The organism is Streptomyces sp. ISL-12 (assembly GCF_018614415.1).
Taxonomy (GTDB): domain Bacteria; phylum Actinomycetota; class Actinomycetes; order Streptomycetales; family Streptomycetaceae; genus Streptomyces.
Genome location: NZ_JAGGOO010000082.1, coordinates 1 through 18,106, shown reverse-complemented (window position 1 = coordinate 18,106; position 18,106 = coordinate 1). Strand labels below are relative to the sequence as shown.

The 18,106-nt window shown below is 73.2% G+C and carries 15 protein-coding genes; 3 read left to right on the top strand and 12 right to left on the bottom strand.

What is annotated here, in order from left to right; genetic code table 11:
* Positions 1-117: 117 nt before the first annotated feature.
* The 4 genes from J7I94_RS22945 to J7I94_RS22930 all read right to left on the bottom strand — a co-directional run bounded on the left by J7I94_RS22945 (position 118) and on the right by J7I94_RS22930 (position 5,787).
* Positions 118-1,536 (bottom strand): NAD-dependent malic enzyme, encoded by a 1,419-nt coding sequence (locus tag J7I94_RS22945; protein ID WP_215169486.1) that lies wholly within the window; start codon positions 1,534-1,536, stop codon positions 118-120.
* Between the two features lie 344 nt (positions 1,537-1,880).
* A complete protein-coding gene (locus tag J7I94_RS22940; RefSeq protein WP_215169484.1) occupies positions 1,881-4,292 on the bottom strand; it encodes a UvrD-helicase domain-containing protein in 2,412 nt (803 codons plus the stop codon).
* Between the two features lie 59 nt (positions 4,293-4,351).
* The gene (locus J7I94_RS22935) at positions 4,352-5,158 is read right to left on the bottom strand and encodes a zf-HC2 domain-containing protein (protein ID WP_285442720.1); all 807 of its coding nucleotides are present in this window, start codon (positions 5,156-5,158) and stop codon (positions 4,352-4,354) included.
* Positions 5,159-5,199: 41 nt separating this feature from the next.
* The gene (locus J7I94_RS22930; RefSeq protein WP_215169482.1) at positions 5,200-5,787 is read right to left on the bottom strand and encodes a sigma-70 family RNA polymerase sigma factor; all 588 of its coding nucleotides are present in this window, start codon (positions 5,785-5,787) and stop codon (positions 5,200-5,202) included.
* A 191-nt stretch (positions 5,788-5,978) separates the two neighbouring features.
* Here J7I94_RS22930 and J7I94_RS22925 point away from each other — a divergent pair, with 191 nt between their 5' ends.
* Positions 5,979-6,665: an SCO4225 family membrane protein gene (locus tag J7I94_RS22925; RefSeq protein ID WP_215169480.1), complete on the top strand. Its 687-nt coding sequence runs from the start codon at positions 5,979-5,981 to the stop codon at positions 6,663-6,665.
* A gap of 84 nt (positions 6,666-6,749) precedes the next feature.
* Here J7I94_RS22925 and J7I94_RS22920 read toward each other — a convergent pair whose 3' ends face one another.
* The 4 genes from J7I94_RS22920 to J7I94_RS22905 form a co-directional block, all read right to left on the bottom strand.
* Positions 6,750-7,316 (bottom strand): ABATE domain-containing protein, encoded by a 567-nt coding sequence (locus J7I94_RS22920; protein ID WP_215169478.1) that lies wholly within the window; start codon positions 7,314-7,316, stop codon positions 6,750-6,752.
* Between the two features lie 95 nt (positions 7,317-7,411).
* Entirely contained in the window at positions 7,412-8,566 is a 1,155-nt protein-coding gene (locus tag J7I94_RS22915) for a uroporphyrinogen-III synthase (protein ID WP_215169476.1), read from the bottom strand.
* A 98-nt stretch (positions 8,567-8,664) separates the two neighbouring features.
* Positions 8,665-10,020 carry a NarK/NasA family nitrate transporter gene (locus J7I94_RS22910; RefSeq protein ID WP_215169474.1) on the bottom strand — a complete coding sequence of 452 codons (1,356 nt, stop codon included), beginning with the start codon at positions 10,018-10,020 and terminating at the stop codon, positions 8,665-8,667.
* Between the two features lie 95 nt (positions 10,021-10,115).
* Positions 10,116-10,451, bottom strand: a complete 336-nt coding sequence (locus J7I94_RS22905) for an ATP-binding protein (protein ID WP_215169472.1) — start codon at positions 10,449-10,451, stop codon at positions 10,116-10,118.
* Between J7I94_RS22905 and J7I94_RS22900 the strand changes: the two genes are divergently transcribed.
* Positions 10,405-10,542 carry a DUF397 domain-containing protein gene (locus tag J7I94_RS22900; protein WP_308114661.1) on the top strand — a complete coding sequence of 46 codons (138 nt, stop codon included), beginning with the start codon at positions 10,405-10,407 and terminating at the stop codon, positions 10,540-10,542. The two genes, J7I94_RS22905 and J7I94_RS22900, sit on opposite strands and share 47 nt — an antisense overlap.
* 102 nt (positions 10,543-10,644) lie before the next feature.
* On the opposite strand, the gene J7I94_RS22895 is transcribed toward J7I94_RS22900, so the two are convergent.
* From J7I94_RS22895 to J7I94_RS22880, 4 genes are all read right to left on the bottom strand, one after another.
* A complete protein-coding gene (locus J7I94_RS22895; protein ID WP_215169468.1) occupies positions 10,645-11,919 on the bottom strand; it encodes an acyltransferase in 1,275 nt (424 codons plus the stop codon).
* Positions 11,916-14,111, bottom strand: a complete 2,196-nt coding sequence (locus tag J7I94_RS22890) for a glycosyltransferase (RefSeq protein ID WP_215169466.1) — start codon at positions 14,109-14,111, stop codon at positions 11,916-11,918. The genes J7I94_RS22895 and J7I94_RS22890 overlap by 4 nt, the downstream gene beginning before the upstream one ends.
* A complete protein-coding gene (locus J7I94_RS38510) occupies positions 14,111-15,499 on the bottom strand; it encodes a hypothetical protein (protein ID WP_251075582.1) in 1,389 nt (462 codons plus the stop codon). Before J7I94_RS38510 ends, J7I94_RS22890 begins: the two co-directional genes overlap by 1 nt.
* 187 nt (positions 15,500-15,686) lie before the next feature.
* On the bottom strand, positions 15,687-16,652 hold the full coding sequence (locus J7I94_RS22880; protein ID WP_215169464.1) for a LysR family transcriptional regulator: 966 nt from the start codon (positions 16,650-16,652) through the stop codon (positions 15,687-15,689).
* Positions 16,653-16,736: 84 nt separating this feature from the next.
* Here J7I94_RS22880 and J7I94_RS22875 point away from each other — a divergent pair, with 84 nt between their 5' ends.
* Positions 16,737-18,080 carry an MFS transporter gene (locus J7I94_RS22875; protein ID WP_215169462.1) on the top strand — a complete coding sequence of 448 codons (1,344 nt, stop codon included), beginning with the start codon at positions 16,737-16,739 and terminating at the stop codon, positions 18,078-18,080.
* The last annotated feature ends 26 nt before the right edge of the window (positions 18,081-18,106 follow it).

The following is an 18,106-nucleotide window of genomic DNA, read 5'->3' as shown; positions in this document are numbered from 1 at the left end:
GGGGGACCCCCATCGCGTCGACTCCCTCCTCCGCCTTGCAGCCGCACGCACCAGACCCCGCTCACCGGCATGGACAAGTCCCGCCGGTGTCCTGCGTCCTGATCCAAACGACAGGCCCTAGGAGACGGTGGCGCCCGCCGCCTTCGCGGCCTCGCGCACCGCGCCGGCCACGGCGCCCGCGACCTTGTCGTTGAAGACGGACGGGACGATGTAGTTCGGGTTCAGCTCGTCCTCGGTCACCACGTCCGCCAGCGCCGTCGCGGCGGCCAGCATCATCTCGGTGTTGACGGTGCGGGACTGGGCGTCCAGCAGGCCGCGGAAGACGCCCGGGAAGACCAGCACGTTGTTGATCTGGTTCGGGAAGTCGCTGCGGCCGGTGGCGACCACCGCGGCCGTCCGGCGGGCGACGGCGGGGTCGACCTCGGGGTCGGGGTTGGCCAGCGCGAACACGATCGCGCCGTCCGCCATCGCGGCCACGTCGTCGCCGTCCAGGACGTTCGGGGCGGAGACGCCGATGAAGACGTCGGCGCCGCGCACGGCCTCCTTGAGGGTGCCGGTGAGGCCCTCGGGGTTGGTGTTGTCCGCGATCCAGCGCAGCGCCGACTCGGGGGCGGCGTCGACCAGGTCCTCGCGGCCGGCGTGCACCACGCCGTGGATGTCGGCGACGACGGCGTTCTTCACCCCGGCGGCCAGCAGCAGCTTCAGGATCGCCGTACCGGCCGCGCCCGCGCCGGACATGACCACCCGGACGTTCTCGATGCCCTTGTCGACCACGCGCAGGGCGTTGGTGAGGGCGGCGAGGACGACGATGGCGGTGCCGTGCTGGTCGTCGTGGAAGACGGGGATGTCCAGGGCCTCGCGCAGCCGGGCCTCGATCTCGAAGCAGCGGGGGGCGGAGATGTCCTCCAGGTTGATGCCGGCGAAGCCCGGGGCGATCGCCTTGACGATCTCCACGATCGCGTCGGTGTCCTGGGTGTCCAGGCAGATCGGCCAGGCGTCGATGCCGGCGAACCGCTTGAACAGGGCCGCCTTGCCCTCCATGACGGGCAGCGCGGCCTTGGGGCCGATGTTGCCGAGGCCGAGGACGGCCGAGCCGTCGGTGACCACCGCGACGGAGTTGCGCTTGATGGTGAGGCGGCGCGCGTCCTCGGGGTTCTTGGCGATCGCCATGCAGACCCGGGCGACGCCCGGCGTGTAGACCATGGAGAGGTCGTCACGGTTGCGGATGGGGTGCTTCGACGCCATCTCGATCTTGCCGCCGAGGTGCATCAGGAACGTACGGTCGGAGACCTTGCCCAGGGTGACGCCCTCGATGCCGCGCAGTTCCTGCACGATCTCGTCGGCGTGGGAGGTCGAGCCGGCCGCGATGGTGACGTCGATGCGGAGCTTGTCGTGGCCGGACGCCGTGACGTCGAGGCCGGTCACCGAGCCTCCGGAGGACTCCACGGCCGTGGTGAGCTGCGAGACGGCGGTTCCGCTCGCGGGCACCTCCAGCCTGATGGTCATCGAGTAGGAGACGCTGGGCGCCGTAGCCATGGCCGACTTCTTCCTCTGCTTAAACCGTGAACCGTGTCGCTTGGTCGTGCCGTCCGATGGTCGCACCTACCCCTGAGTACGTGGTAGCCGCCCCCACTTTCGGAAAACGAGTTCCACCATACGAGAATCCAGCGAACGTGAGAAGAGAACCCCGGGACGGGAATGGTCTCGCGGGGATCGTTTGTTACCTTGGACGTGGCACCGGCCCGATCCAAGCCCCCGGGCCCAACCTTCGTCGCTACGAGCGACCACTTGCCGCGAGGCGAGCATGGCGGGTCGGTGTCACTGACTTCACGAACGAGGCCCGCACCGGACGCCGGTGCGGGCCTCGTCGTGTACGGCGATCAGTCGCGCAGCAGGTCCGGCACCCCCGCCGCGTCCGGTTCGTCCCGCTCCCCGGAGACGACCGTGAGCTGCTGGGTGGCCCGGGTCAGGGCGACGTAGAGGACGCGCAGTCCGGCCGGGGACTCGTCGGCGATCTCGGCCGGGGAGACGACCACCGTGGCGTCGTACTCCAGGCCCTTGGCCTCCAGGCTGCCGAGCGCCACCACCCTCCCCCAGTCTCGGCTTCGCTCGCCCGGGGGGACCCCCGTCCCGAGGCCCGCCAGCCAGCGCCGGGCCTCCTCGCGGCGGTTCATGGCGACGACGACGCCGACCGTGCCGTCGACCCGGTCCAGGAGCCGCGCGGCCTCCTCGCGGACGGTGTCGGCCAGGGAACCGCGGACGACGGCGAAGCGGGGCTCGACGCCCGTGGAGCGGACCGCCCGCGGGGACCGCGACCCGGGCATGGCGAGGGCGAGCACCTTGGCCGCCAGCTCGGCGATCTCGGCCGGATTGCGGTAGTTGACGGTCAGCTCGAAGCGGCGGCCACGAGAGGGGCGGCCCGAAGGGCCGTCGTCGGAGGGGCGGTGGGGGGAGACGGGCGGGCGGGTGCCCAGGGCCTCGTCGCGGGCGGCGGCGGCCTCGTCCGGGTCGGACCAGGAGGACTGGGCCGGGTCGCCGACCACCGTCCAGGTGGCGTGCCGGCCGCGGCGGCCGACCATGCGCCACTGCATCGGTGTGAGGTCCTGCGCCTCGTCGACGATGACGTGGGCGTACTCGGTGCGCTCCTCGGCCAGCCGCTCGGCCCGCTCCCGCCGGGTCTCCTCGCGCTGCGGCATCAGCTCCTCCAGGCCGGTGAGCTGGTCCAGCGGGTCCAGTTCGCGGCGCTTGCGGGGGCGGGCCGGGGCGCCCAGGATCGCCTGGAGCTCGTCGAGCAGGGCGATGTCGTGCACCGAGTACCCCTCGCGCCGCAGCGAGCGGGCCACCTTGCGCACCTCGCCGGGGTTGAGCACCCGCCGCGCCCAGCGGCCCAGCCGCTTCTCGTCGGCCATGGCGGCCAGCACCGAGCGCGGCGTCAGCTCCGGCCACCAGGCGTCGAGGAAGGCGATGAACGGGTCCTCGGAGGTCACGTCCTCGTCGAAGGAGGAACGCAGCTCGGCGGCGAGTTCCGGGTCGGTGTGCCGGGTGCCGGCGCCGGACTTCGCCCACAGGGCGTCCAGGAGCAGCTTGCGGGCACGGGGGCGCAGCAGGTTGACGGGGGCGGTGCCGCCGAGCGCGGTGCGCCGGATCTCCGCCAGCTCCCCGGCCTCCAGTTCGAGGCGGCGCCCGAAGGCGACGACCCGCAGCCGGGCCGGTGAATCGTTCAGCTCCAGCGCCCCGCGCGCGGCCCGGCGCAGCACCTTCAGCATCCGGGCCGAGCCCTTGGCGCGGGCGGTGGCCGGGGAGTCGTAGAGCGTGGCCTCGGCGCCGGACGCGTCGTCGGCCAGGGAGCCGATGGCGCGGATGGCGACCTGGCCCTCCTCGCCGAGGGAGGGCAGGACGCCCTCGGTGTACGCGACGAGCAGCGGGGTCGGGGAGACGATGAGGATGCCGCCCGCGTACCGGCGCCGGTCCTGGTAGAGCAGGTACGCCGCCCGGTGCAGGGCGACGGCGGTCTTGCCGGTGCCGGGGCCGCCCTCGACGTAGGTCACGGAGGCGGCGGGGGCACGGATGACCAGGTCCTGCTCGGCCTGGATGGAGGCGACGATGTCCCGCATGGAGTGGGTACGGGCCTGGCCGAGGGCGGCCATCAGGGCGCCGTCGCCGATCACGGGCAGTTCGTCGCCGTCGAGGTACGCCGTGATCTCGGGGCGCATCAGGTCGTCCTCGACACCGAGGACGCGCCGCCCCTTGGAACGGATGACGCGGCGGCGCACGACCCGCCCCGGGGCGACCGGGGTGGACCGGTAGAACGGCGCGGCGGCGGGCGCCCGCCAGTCGATGACCAGCGGGGCGTACTCCGCGTCCAGGACGCCGATCCGGCCGATGTGCAGGGTCTCGGCGATGTCGGCGGTGTTGTCCGGCCGTACCGCCCCCTCGGCGGGTTCCACGGCCGTGTAGGCGCCGTCCGGCCCCTTCTTGCCGTCCTTGCCCCGCAGCAGGTCGATCCGGCCGAACAGGAAGTCCTCGAACTCGCTGTTCAGCCGGTTGAGATGGACGCCCGCCCGGAAGACCTGGGCGTCCCGCTCGGCCAGCGCGCCGGGCGTGCCGACCTGGCCGCGCCGGGCGGCGTCGTCCATGAGGAACTCCGCCTCGTGGATCTTCTCCTCCAGCCGGAGGTACACCCGGTCCAGGTGCGCCTGCTCCCCGCTGATCTCTCGGTCTCGTACGGAGTCGTCCCCTACGGCGTCTCTGTCCGAGTCGACGGCCGAATCCTGTTGTGCCTGTGCGGCCACCGGGCCCCCTTCTGACGTGCTGGGCAGCCGTCAACCGTACGCGAAGGGGGCCGGTGAAGCTACGCGTCGACCTCGACCAGACGCTCGCCGCCGAAGGTCATGACCTCGAAGTGGTCGATCTGGTTCGGCTGGAAGGCGGCGCCGCCGTGCACGTAGAGCGGCTGTTCGGCCTTGTCCGTGGCGGCGTCCGGGATGCCGTACCCCCACTCCGGGACGGACCACGACGTGACCGTCTCGCGCTCGCCGTTCTTCCCGACGGCGATCAGGGCGCACTTCTCCGGCCCCTTGACGTTCTTCAGCTCCAGGACCGCGTGCGTCCCCCAGGCCTTCTTCTCCACCGCCACGGTCGCGCTGACCTGGGTGGCGGGGTCGGTGGCGCTGACCCGGTCGGTCATGTCGCCGAAGGCCTCCTGGGCGGGGCCGGCGCTCTGCCGGGCCTCGCCGGTCCGGCCGCCGCCGTCGCCGCTGGTGGTCGCCACGGCGGCGAACGGGCCGCCGACGATCAGCGCGGCGGCGGTGCCCACCAGGTAGAGGTTGCGGCGCTTCTTGCGGGCCCGCCGCTCGGCGACCTCGTCGACGAGCTTCTCCGCCAGCCGCGGCGCGGGCCGGGCGGACAGGGACTCACCGAGCGCGGGCGTGCCCACGCCGCCCGGTACGCCGCCCGCGGCTCCACCCGGCACGCCGGCGAGCGCGGCCATCATCGGCTCCAGGCCGGCCAGCTCGTCGAGCTGCTGGGCGCACCACTCGCAGCCGGCCAGGTGCCGTTCGAAGGCGGTGGCCTCGGCCTCGTCGAGGATGCCGAGGGCGTAGGCGCCGACGGTCTCGTGCTCGTTCGGCACCTCGGGCTCCCGCATGGGGCCAGCCATACCCGAACCTCCCGCGCCGAATCCCCCGTGCACACCGTTCGTCACGCCGTCACCCCCCGCTCCTCCAGTGCCAGCTTCATCGACCGCAGGGCGTAGAACACCCGGGAGCGGACCGTGCCGCTGGGTATGCCCAGGGTCTCGGCCGCCTCGTTGACGGTACGCCCTTTGAAGTACGTCTCGACGAGCACTTCCCGGTGGGCCGGGGTCAGGTCGTCGAGCGCGTCCGACAGCGTCATCAGCCACAGCGCCTTGTCGATCTCGTCCTCCGCGGGGATGACCTCCAGCGGCGACGGATCGACCTCCTGCGGCCGGGCCTGCCGGCTGCGATGGCCGTCGATGACGATGCGCCGGGCGACCGTCACCAGCCAGGGGCGTACCGATCCGGTCGCCCGGTTGAGCGAACCGGCGTTCTTCCAGGCCCGGATGAGCGTCTCCTGCACGACGTCCTCGGCACGCTGCCGGTCCCCCGCGACCAGCCGCAGCACGTACGCCAGCAGGGGTCCGGCGTGTTCCCGGTAGAGCGCCCGCATCAGGTCCTCGTCGGGTTCCGGGGCGGACCTGGCGGACATCCGATGTCGGGCCCTCGTACCGCGTTCCTTGGCCACGACGGGATCCTTGCGCACGCCCACCTCCGGTGTCCGGGGGTTCCCCCGAGTCGGTCGCTCGCCCATTCGGTACGGACGGGGAGGGTGGGGTGTTCAAAGGGAGCGGACAGATTTACCCGCGTCTCCGGTGTTGAGTACGGGTACTCATGCCCGGGCGGGCGCGCGCGGCCAGGCTGGTCCTACCTCAACCACCGTTTGACCAGGGAGACTTCACGATGTCGACACCGCGCCTGCGCCGGTTCCTCACGCTCGCCACGGGCAACTGGCCCGCCCGGGGCTACCTGGCCCTCGTCGCCGTCTCCCTGCTGCTGACGCTCCTGTTCCCGGACCTCGCCCTGCCCGTGGACCCCACGCTGCTCACGGCACCGCTGTCGTTCGCGGGGGTGGCCCTGCCCTTCGGGCCGGGCAGCGCGGCGGAGGGAGCGGCGCTGACGCCGGCCGTCGGGCTCTGGCTGCTGTGGCTGCTGCTGTGCGCCTTGGTGAACGCCGCGGTGCTGGGTTCCCTCGTCGAGGACCGGCCGCCGGTCGCGCGGGCGCCCCGGACGGAGACGGCGCCCTCAGCCGGCGGCCGCGCGCACCGGCTGCGCGCCCTGCTGACTCCCGCGGTGGACAACTGGCCCGCCCGCGGCTACCTCGCCCTCGTGGCGGCCTCGCTGGGCTTCTTCCTGTACGCCGTGTACCTGTCGCCGGACCCGGGGTTCGCGGGCGTCTGGCCGACGCTGGCCACGGCGCCGCTCGGTTTCGTCGCCCTGCTGGCGGTGACGCCCGTCTCCGGCTGGCTCGGGACGCTCGCCTTCTCCGTGGGCGCGGCGCTGTCCGGTCTGCTCAACGCGGTCCTGCTGGGGCGGCTGGTCCGCAGGGTACGGCTGCCGCGGACGCCGGTGCGCCCTCGGGAGGCCTGAGCGCCCTGCCCCAGGGGTGCGGGGCTGTGCGTGATCCGCGACCGCCCCCGCCGCGGCGCTGCGGACAGCGCACCACCTCGGGGCTCACGCCCGGGCCGGTGCGGCGGCGCGGCGCCGGTGGCGGGCGACGCGTTCGCGGTTGCCGCAGATCTCGCTGGAGCACCAGCGCCTGCGGCGGCCCCGGGACGTGTCCAGGTAGACCACCGGGCAGTTGTCCCCCTCGCACTGGCGCAGGCACGCGCGGGCGGCGGGGTCGGTGAGCAGTTCCACCGCGTCCCGGGCGAGGGCGCCGAGCAGCGCCGCGCACTCGGGCGGCGCGGTCAACTCCCGTACGAGGTCGCCACCTTCCGTGGGCAGCGCCCGGGGGGCCGGGGGTGCGGCGCGGGCGAGGTCGTTGACGGCGGCGAGCGCGCGGGCGTGCGGGTGCGCGCCGGGGGTGAGGCGGTCGCGTACCAGGCGCGCGGTGTGGGCGCGCAGGTCGCGGAAGCCGGTGAGCCAGGCGTGGTCGGCGTGGTCGAGGAGGGTGCCCGGCGGGACCAGGCCGGAGCCGGTGATCCAGGCGCGCAGGGTGTCGACGGAGTCGAGGCGTTCGCCGGGATGGGCGGTGGCGAGGAGGTCCAGGCAGGGTCGTCCGGTGTCGAAGCGTGCCATGTTCCTGTCACCGCCCGGGCTCTGGGACTGGGGACCGTCCTCCCACAGTGCCTGCCCGCCCAGACGGCCGGAACCCCCCGTACCGCCCGGGGTGGCTACTCGTTTCCGTACTTGGTCTCCGCCGACGGGTCCAGGGCGAGCCGGTAGCCGCGCTTGACGACGGTCTGGATCAGCTTCGGCGTGCCCAGGGCGGTGCGCAGCCGGGCCATCGCCGTCTCGACGGCGTGCTCGTCGCGTCCGGCGCCGGGCAGGGCGCGCAGGAGTTCGGCGCGGGGCACCACCCAGCCGGGGCGGCGGGAGAGCGTACGCAGCAGGGACATCCCGGCGGGCGGTACGGGTTTCAGCTCGCCGTCCACCAGTACGGCGTGCCCGCGGATCTCGACCCGGTGCCCGGCGACCGGCAACGACCGCGCCCGGGCGGGCAGTTCCCGGCACAGCAACTGCACCAGGGGCCCGAGCCGGAACCGCTCCGGCTGGACGGTGTCGATACCGCGGGACTGGAGCGGCAGCGCGGTGACCGGGCCGACGCAGGCCGGCAGCACGTCGTGGCCGAAGGCGGTGAGCAGCTCGGGCAGCAGGCCGCGTTCGTCGGCGCGGGAGAGCAGGGACGCGGCGGCGGGCGCGCTGGTGAAGGTGACGGCGTCCAGCCCGCGGGAGACGGCGGCGTCGAGCAGCCGGTCGACGGGCCCGATGTCCTCCGGCGGCATCCACCGGTACACCGGTACACCGACCACCTCGGCACCGCCCGCCCGCAGCGACTCCACGAACCCCGGCAGCGGCTCCCCGTGCAGCTGGACGGCGACCCGGCGCCCGTCGACGCCCTCCTCCAGCAACCGGTCCAGCACCTCCGCCATGGACTCGGACGACGGCGACCACTCCTCGGTCAGCCCGGCGGCCCGCACCGCGCCCTTGACCTTGGGCCCGCGCGCCAGCAGCTCCACCGAGCGCAGCCGCCCCAGCAGGGCCTCGCCGAGCCCCCACCCCTCGGCGGCCTCGATCCACCCCCGGAACCCGATGGCGGTGGTGGCGATGACGACGTCCGGCGCCTGGTCGATGAGTTTCTTCGTCGCCGCCAGCAGCTCACTGTCGTCGGCGAGCGGCACGATCCTGATGGCCGGGGCGTGCAGCACGGCGGCGCCGCGCCGGGTGAGCAGGGCCCCCAGCTCGTCGGCCCGGCGGGCGGCGGTCACGCCGACGGTGAAGCCGGCCAGGGGTCCGTGGTCGTCGGTTCGCTGCTGTACGTCGTCCATGGCCTCGTCCCGCTTGGATCACTTGCGCCCATCGTGCCGACCGAGCCTGTCAACGGCTCGTGACAGGCTCGGTTCGGATGTATGTCACCAGTGTTACGTCACACGTTGGAGTAGCTGAGCTGCGCGTTCTCCTCCGTGCGGGCGGCGGCGTCCGGGGCGCCGGCCGCCGTACGGCGAAGGTATACCGACCAGGTGAGCGCGAAGCAGGCGGCGTAGAAGGCGAGGAAGGCGACGAAGGCGCCGGTGCCGGAGCCGTAGGAGAGGAAGGACTGCCGGAAGGCGAGGTTGATCCCGACGCCGCCGAGGGCGCCCACGGCGCCGATCAGCCCCATGGAGGCCCCGGACAGCCGCCGCCCGTACGAAGCGGCGGCCTCGCCGCTGAGCCCCTGGGCCTCGGCCTTCGCCTGGAAGATGCCGGGGATCATCTTGAAGGTCGACCCGTTCCCGAGCCCGCTGAGCACGAAGAGCACGACGAACGCGGTGACGAACAGCCCCAGCGAGTCCCGCATGCTGGCGACGATGAGCACGGCGGTGGCGGCGCCCATGGCGACGTAGTTCCACAGCGTGATCCTCGCGCCGCCGTACTTGTCGGCGAGCTTCCCGCCGACGGGCCGGATCAGCGAACCGAGCAGCGGACCGATGAAGGTCAGGTAGGCGGCCTGGAGCGGCGTCCGCCCGAACCCGCTCTGCAGCACCTGCCCGAAGGCGAACGAGTACCCGATGAACGACCCGAACGTCCCGACGTACAGGAAGGACATGATCCAGGTGTGCCGGTCACGGGCGGCGTCCTTGGCTGCGCCGGTGTCGTTCTTCACGGACGCGATGTTGTCCATGAAGAGCGCGGAGAGGACGGCGGCGACGACGATCAGCGGGATGTAGATCCCGAGCAGCACCCTCGGCCCCCCGCTCGCCCCGATGATGGCGAGCGCGGCGAGCTGGATGACCGGCACCCCGATGTTCCCGCCGCCGGCGTTCATGCCGAGCGCCCAGCCCTTCTTCCGCAGCGGGAAGAAGGCGTTGATGTTGGTCATGGAGGAGGCGAAGTTGCCGCCGCCGATGCCGGCCAGCAGGCCGACCAGGAGGAACGTCGAGAAGGACGTCCCCGGCTCCATGACGGCGAACGCGGCGACGGTCGGCACGAGCAGCAGACTGGCCGAGATGATCGTCCAGTTCCGCCCGCCGAAGATCGCGACGGCGAAGGTGTAGGGGACGCGGACGACGGCGCCGACCAGCGTCACCACGGACGTGAGCAGGAACTTGTCGGCGGGGGTGAGCCCGTACTCCGGCCCCATGAAGAGCACGAGCACGGACCACAGGGTCCACACCGAGAACCCGATGTGCTCGGAGAGCACGGAGAAGAACAGGTTCCGGTTGGCGATCCTCGCGCCGGTCCGCTGCCAGAACGACTCGTCCTCGGGATCCCAGTGCTCGATCCAGCGACCTCCTGCTGCCATGACGCCTCCACGCTCCTCCGGGCTTCGGATCTCCGAAGGTAGGGAGGCCGCGTTTCGGCGTTGTGGCTGTGGGTGACCGGTGGGGAACGTTGCTCTCACCCTGCGGGGGGCGGGGATGAGAGGTCCCGGCTCGTCAGTTCGGCCCGGACGGCCTTGCCGTTCCCCTCCGTCCACGCGGTGACGCGGGCCGCGAGCCCCAAGACGACCGCGAGCCCCCGGCCGGACTCGGCATCGGCGCCGGCTGTCCGCCGTACCGGACGGCGGGGCGAGGAGTCCGCCACGGTCACCCACACCGTCCCCTGGGCCGGACACTCCAGCGTCAGCCGGCACCACCCCGGCTCCTCCGCCGTCGCTCGGGCCGGGCGACCGTGCAGCAGGGCATTGGTGACCAGCTCGCTGACGACGACCTCGGCGCTGGTCCGGGACAGCAAGGCACCGGACGGGCCCGCTCTCGTCTTCGGCCGGGCGGCGTTCGCCGCGTTCGTCGGCGCTGTCGGGACCGGCGAGTTCCGCGACGTCTGATCCACGCGGTCCCCCACCAGTCGCGTCCCGCCCAGGACACACGCCCTGAACCGTGAACACTTCAGCCTCAAGTGTTCACGGTTCAGTCAGAGGGGTCGCCCCTCAGCCCCGATGACCCGCCCTGCGCGCGGTCCGCTTCGCGCCGTTCGGCCACAGCCGGGGCTTCCGTTTCGCGGCGATGTCCTCCACCCAGCCCACCGCCAGGGTCATCAGGCCGATCAGGGGCCAGACCAGGGCGAACATCCAGAGCATGTACGTGGTGTCCAGGGCGCTCATCGCGCGTTCGCTCTGTGTGAAGGGCAGTTCGTACAGGCGGTCGATGATCGGGACCGTGGCCATGATCAGGAGGTTGTGCCAGAGGTAGATGGTGACCGCCCGGTTGTTGGAGAGCGTCACCAGCTTGTCCCACTTCTTCAGGGCGCCGGGGAGTTCCTGCCAGGACGGGGAGTACTGGAGCAGGATCACCACGAAACCGAAGGACCAGGTGGCCTGGGCGAGCGGGATGTCGTTGAGGTCCCAGCCGTCGGGGCCCTGGTGGTTCGAGGCCCACCACAGGCCGAAGGCCATGATCAGCGCCGAGCAGGAGACGGAGAGGTAGCGCGGGATCTGCTGGAGCAGGCCCTCATGGTGGGCGAAGCCGAGCACCCAGCAGCCACCGTAGATCGCGAAGTCGGAGACCGCGTTGCCGGTCTCGCCCGGGATGGTCACCAGGCCGGTGCCCACGATCGCGGTCAGGCCCAGCGGGGCGAGCAGCGTCGGCCACGGCGCCCGGCGGAACGCCCACAGCAGGAGGGGGGAGGCGATGACGAACCACAGGTAGGCGCGCAGGTACCAGAGCACGCCCGCCGCCTGCACCGCCCAGGTGTCCTCCAGTACGCCCGACTTGGAGCCGAGGTGCCAGGGGAAGGGCGGGGCGCCGATCGGCACGATGTAGTTGAACAGCTCGACCAGGCCCCAGGTGCCCCCGTGGTCCGGGTCCTTCAGCGGGTTCCAGCCGGCGCCGAGCATCATCGCCAGCAGCACCGCGCTGAACAGCCACAGCGGCGGCAGCAGCCGGCGGACCCGGCCGCGGATCACGCTCAGCGCGGGGCGTTTGAGCGACCGCGCCATCAGCGAGCCCGCCAGCGCGAACATCACGCCCATCGACGGGAACACCACGGTCAGCCAGGCCCAGCCGAACAGGTGGTAGACGACCACGCGGACCAGGGCGAGTGAGCGCAGCAGGTCCAGGTAGCGGTCGCGGCCCGGCTTGGCGGGGGCGGTGGGTGCGGTGGGTGCGGCCTGCGGTGGCGGCGTGGAGTCCGCCGTGCGCTGCTGCGGGAAGTCGTACGACGCCTCGGGCGTTCCCGGGGTGCCGGCCGTGTAGCCGTGGGTCATGCCACGGGCCTCCGATCGTCGTTGCCGCGCCGCCGCTGCGCCGGTATGGCGCCGGGCGCCTCGACGACGCCCGTCCGCCGCAGTTTCTGCCAGCGCAGGCGGCCGCCGGTGAGGGCGGTGATCCAGGACTGGAGCAGCACGACGTACATGAGCTGTCGGTAGAGGATCTGCTGGAGGGGCAGCGAGATCAGGTGGGTCATGCGTTCGCGGTCCAGGCGGAAGGCGTACGCCGCGCAGACCGCCTGGAGCGCCAGGACGCCGAGCCAGGCGCCGATCGTCTTCTCGGTCGGGCCGAAGATGATGCCGTAGAGGAGGAAGATGTCGATCAAGGGGGCCAGGAGAGGGGCCACGACCATGAACAACGACACGAAGGGGAGGCCCACGCGGCCGAAGCGGCCCGAGGGGCCCTTGTCGATGACCGCGCGGCGGTGCTTCCAGATGGCCTGCATCGTGCCGTAGGACCAGCGGTAGCGCTGGGACCAGAGCTGCTGGACGGTCTCGGGGGCCTCGGTCCAGGCGCGGGCGTTCTCCGCGTAGACGACCTTCCAGCCGTCGCGGTGCAGGGCCATCGTGACGTCGGTGTCCTCGGCGAGGGTGTCGTCGCTCATGCCGCCGACGCGTTCCAGGGCGGAGCGGCGGAACGCGCCGACCGCGCCGGGGATGGTCGGCATGCAGCCCAGGACGTCGTACATACGGCGGTCCAGGTTGAAGCCCATCACGTACTCGATGTGCTGCCAGGCGCCGATGAGGCTGTCCTTGTTGCCGACCTTGGCGTTGCCGGCCACCGCGCCGACCTTCGGGTCGCCGAAGGGCTGGACGAGTTCGCGGACGGTGGAGGGTTCGAAGACCGTGTCGCCGTCCATCATCACGACGATGTCGTGGGTGGCGTTGGCCAGGCCCCGGTTGAGGGCCGCCGGCTTGCCCGCGTTGAGCTGGCGGACGACCCGGACGTTCGGCAGGCCCATCGCCTCGACGATGCGGGCGGTGCCGTCCGTGGAGCCGTCGTCGACGACGACGATCTCGATGGGATGGTCGCTCGACATCAGGGAACGGACGGTGTTCTCGATGCACTTGGCCTCGTTGTACGCCGGGACCAGCACCGACACCGGCTCGGTGACCGGCGGCCCCCAGGCGAAGTTCCGGCGGCGCACCTTGCGGGCGTGCGCGGCGGAGAGCAGGAGCATCATGCCGAACCGGCCGATGACCAGCGTGCCGATGACCGCGAGGCCGACGACCAGGGCGTCCGTGACCTTCTCCGACGCCTGGACGAGGAAGACCCATGCCTTGGCCTTCCAGAGGTCCGCGCCGGTGACCTCGGAGTGCGCGCTGGGCAGGTCCAGGGCCTCGGAGAGGTTGTCGAACTCGTACCCCTTCTCCTGGAGGCCGGGCAGGAACCTGTCCAGTGCCCGCACGGTCTGGTGGCGGTCGCCGCCGGAGTCGTGCATCAGGACGATGGCGCCCTCGCCGCCGTGCGGGGTGGCGCGGCGGATGATCTCGTCGACGCCGGGCTTCTTCCAGTCCTCGCTGTCGGTGTTGTTGACGACGGTGAGGTAGCCGCGGCTGCCGATGTACTCCGTCACCGGCCAGGACTTGTTGTCCATCGCGTCGGCGAAGGAGGAGTACGGCGGGCGGAAGAGGGAGGTGCGGATGCCGGCGGCGCCGGTGAGGGCGAGCTGGTTCTGCGACAGCTCCCAGTCGATGCGGGACTGCGACTGGTAGGAGAGGTCGGGGTGGTTGAAGGTGTGCAGGCCCACCTCGTGGCCCTCGTCGACCATCCGCTGGACCAGGTCCGGGTAGCGGGAGGCCATGGTGCCGGTGACGAAGAAGACGGCGTGCGCGTGGTGCTTCTTCAGCACGTCCAGGACCTTCGGGGTCCAGGTCGGGTCGGGTCCGTCGTCGAAGGTGAGGACCAGTTTGTGGTCCGGCACGCTCATCGAGTCGGTGCGGCCGGCCCGGGTGTCGATGACCGGGCCGCCCTCCAGGATCCTCTCCGGCACCTTGTCGGTGGCGGCGGGCGGCTGGACGCGGTGGTCGGCGAGGATCTCGCTGTGCACGTAGCCGCGCAGCATGAGCATCGCCATCAGGGCGACGAGGACGAGCACCGGCAGCAGCAGGCGCAGCGGCAGACGGCGCCGCCGGGAGCCGCCACGGGCTCGGGGTGCGGCGCCGTGACGACGGGTGGGGGCGGCCATCAGTAGGTGTACTCCACGAGCGGTGAGCGGGGGGACGAGGTGCCCGGGGCCTGGGCGAGGGTGCCGGAGCCGAGGCCGGTGCCCGCGCTGTCGCCGCCGGTGGTCGCGGTCGGGTCGGGCGTGGTGCCGCCGGTGTCCGTCGGGGTCGGGTCGGGCGAGCCGGCGGCCGGTTCCGTGGCCGTGTCGGTCGGGTCGGGCTCGGTCTCGTCGCCGTCCTGGGCGGGCGCGGTGTCGGTGACGGTCGGCCCTGGGTCGGTCTCGGTCGCCGTCTGTCCGGCCGCGGGCACGGTGTCGGTCGCGGAGGCGTCGGCGGTCGGCAGCTGCTCCTCCACGCCGGTGGCGGAGGGCGTGGTCTGCGGGGAGGGGCTGCCCGTGACGGAGGGGTCCACCGATCCGGTGGGCAGCGGGGTGGTGTCGACCTTGCCGGCCGGTGCGCCGTCCTCCTGGCCCGGTACGGGCAGCCAGGGCGCGTCGGAGTTGCCCGACAGGAGGGTCACGACCATGACGACGGCGTAGACGGCGCAGGCGAGGCCGACGGCGATGCCTATCCGGCGGTAGAGGCGGCTGCGGCGGCCCGACTCGTCGACGAAGACCGGCCGGTCGGCCGCGTCGGCGGACACCGGCCCGCCCGCCGCCCTGCGCAGCACCCCGTCCCCGAGCTGTACGGCGTCGAGCTGGACGGTCACCTCGTGCGGGTCGTGCTGCTCCGGCTCGTCCGCGGCGAGGGCGCCGCCGACCGGTCCGACCGCGCCGCGGCCCACGCCGGGAGCGGTGGCGGCCGTACCGAAGGCGCCGTCGCCCTCCTGCCAGGGGTCGCGTACGGGGGCGGGGGCGCTGGGCAGTACGTCCGTGACGGCGGTGGGGGCGGGGACGGCGGCGGTGGAGGTGGCCGGTCTGGGGAGCTTGGGCCAGCCGCTCGTCGTGGCGGCGGGGGCGGCGGGCCGGCCGGTCTCGACGCCGGTCCCGGACGGGGATGGGGACGGGGACGCGGGCGCGGGTGCCGTGGACGGTGGTACGGCCCCGGGGGCGCCGGCGGCCGGTCCGGAGCCCTTGCGCGGCGCGTCCGCCGGGCCACCGGAATCGGACAGCGCGGGCAGCACGGCGGTGGGGTCGGCCGGTGCGGGCACTGGCGGCAGGACCGCGGTGGCGCCGGCGGGGCCGCCCACGGCCGGCAGCACGTCCGTGGGGTCGCTCTCGGGCACACGTACCGGAGGCAGCACGTCCGTGGCGTCGGCGGAATCGACCCGGGCGTCACCGTCGGCGGCGCCTCTGCCGAACCAGGAGATGTCACTCCCCGCGGACGCCCCCGCCTCCGTCTTCGGGAACTCCCTGGTCCCCGACGCGGCCTCGGGCCACTCCGGTTGGGCGTCTTTCTGCCAGTTTTCCACGCGCCGCACTTCCCCCCAACGAGCAGGTACAGGGCGCGCTTCGACTCCGAGCACCCGTCGAGCGAACCCGGCCCCCACCAGGTTCGAGCGCCCCCGTTACCACACAGTGCTCGGGGGACGAATGTAGCGCACCGACAGACGGTGTGTCGGCCAGGTGCCCATCTGTTAAGACGGGATCACGCTCCCGTCAAGGCGTCATCACGTCCGCGTCATCGGCTGGAATCCATCCCTCGCGGGGCCGCCGCAGCCACCCCTCCTCCGCCGCGACCCGGCCCGCGGCCCGCCGCAGCGCCCCCAGCGCCGGGTGGACCAGCCCCTTTCGCCACACCAGGGAGACCGGCGACAGCGGCACCGGATCGACCAGGGGCCGCACCACCGTCGCGGGCATGGCCGGAAACTCCGTCACGGCGAGGACCGGATGCCGTGTCTTCGCCATCAGCCGCTCGAACTCCTCCTCCCCCACCGCCAGCGGAGCCGGCGGCGCCACCGCGATGCCGCGCCCCTCGAAGAGCCGGCGCGCGAGGTCGGTCCACTCCGGCGTACGGTCGTTGCCGGCGCCGGCGTACACGGTCTCCCCGGCCAGCGCGGCCAGCGGCACCTCGGGCAGCGGGGCCAGGGGGTGGTCCTCGGGAAGGATGACGGCCATCGGCTCGTACCGCACCGGCTGCTGCTCCAGGCCCGCCCGCAGCGCGGGTGCCAGACCGGCGAACCGTCCGAAGGAGGCGTCCAGGCGCCCGGCCACCATCTCGGCCGCCGCCCAGGTCAGCCCGCTCTCGTAGCGGGCCATCAGCTCCAGTTCGGGGACGAGCGTCCGGGCCCGGTGCAGCACCCGGCGTCCGGTGCCGAGCCCCGGCGAGTTGAGGTCCACCAGCAGCGGGCGGACCTGTCCGAAGGCGGCCAGCAACTCGTCCTGCGCCTGGAGCACGCGGCGCGCGTACGGCAGCAGCCGCGCGCCGTCGGCCGTCAGCGTCACCTGCCGGGTGGAGCGGACGAACAGTTCGGCGCCCAGCTCGCGTTCGAGGCGCCGCACATCGCGGCTGAGCGCCTGCTGGGCGACGTACAGCCGGTGCGCGGCACGCGTGAAGTGCAGGTCCTCGGCGACGGCGACGAAGGCGCGCAGGAGGCGGGGGTCGAGGTGGCTCGGCACGGGCATCCGGAGAATTTACAACGGGAGTGCGTGAATCAGGAGCCGACAGGTGTTGGACCCCGCGTCCGGCCACGGGCGACGGTAAGGCCCATGCCGCACCAGACCTCTCCCCGCCCCCGCCCCTGCGACCGCCCCGCGGTCACCATGGCGGTCACCGCCGACAGCCTCGTCACCGCCGACTTCCGCCCCCGCGCCCGCCCCCGCCCACAGCGGCGGGGCCACCCGCCCGGCCCCTACCGCCGGCTCCTGTCCGTACCCGGCGCGCGGGCGTTCACGGCCGGCAATCTCGTCGCCCGCCTTCCGCAGGGCATGTTCAGCGTGAGCGCGGTCGTCATGATCTCCGGGACCCGGGGTTCGTACGCCCTGGCCGGCGCGGTCGTCGCCTCCGGGCTGGCCGTCACCACGGTGGTCGCCCCGCTGCTCGCCCGCCTCGTCGACCGGCACGGCCAGGCCCGGGTGGCCGTGCCCGCCACCCTGATCACCGTCCTCGGCGCCCTCGCCCTGGTGCTCTGCGTCCGCCGAGGCGCCCCGGACTGGACCCTGTTCGCCGCGCAGATCGCCACCGCCGCCACCCCCAACACCGGCGGCATGGCCCGCGCCCGCTGGAACCACCTGCTGCGCGGCGACCCCGCCGCCCTGCACACCGCCAACTCCTTCGAGCAGGCCGCCGACGAGCTGTGCTACATGCTCGGCCCGGTGGTGGCGGCCTTCCTGTGCACGGCGCTCTTCCCGGAGGCGGGCACGCTGGTCGCCGCGACGCTGCTGATGACCGGCATCCTGCTGTTCACCGCCCAGCGCGCCACCGAACCGCCCGCCCGTCCCGGCACGTCCGCCGGGAAGGCCCCGCTGCGCGCCCCCGGCATCCCGCCGCTGCTGGCCGTGTGCCTGGCGACGGGCGCGGTGTTCGGCGCGCTGGAGGTGGTCACGATCGCGTTCGCGGACGCGCAGGGGCACCGTGCGGCGGCCGGGGCGGTGCTGGCGCTGCAGGCGGGTGGTTCGTGCGTGGCCGGGCTGCTGTTCGGGGCGCTGAAACCGGCCGGGCCCGCCGCGTCCCGGCTGGTCCGGTGCGTCGCGGCGATGACCGCCCTGATGACGCTGCCCCTGCTCGCGGCGGCCGGCACCGGTTCGCTGCCGCTGCTGGCCGGTGCCCTGCTGCTGGCCGGCATGGCGACCGCCCCGACGATGGTCACCACGATGACGCTGGTCCAGCAGCGCACCCCCGAGGGCCGCCTCAACGAGGGCATGACCCTGGCGGTGACCGGCCTGCTCGGCGGCATCGCCTGCGGCAGCGCGGCCGGCGGCTGGACGGTGGAGCACGTCACGCCCACGGCCGGGTACGGCATCCCGGTCACCGCCGCGGCGGTGGCACTGCTGCTGGCCCTGACGGCATCGGCCCGCTCCCGCACACCCCGGCCCGGCACACCAGCCATATGAGCCCCACCCCGCACACCCCGGCCCGA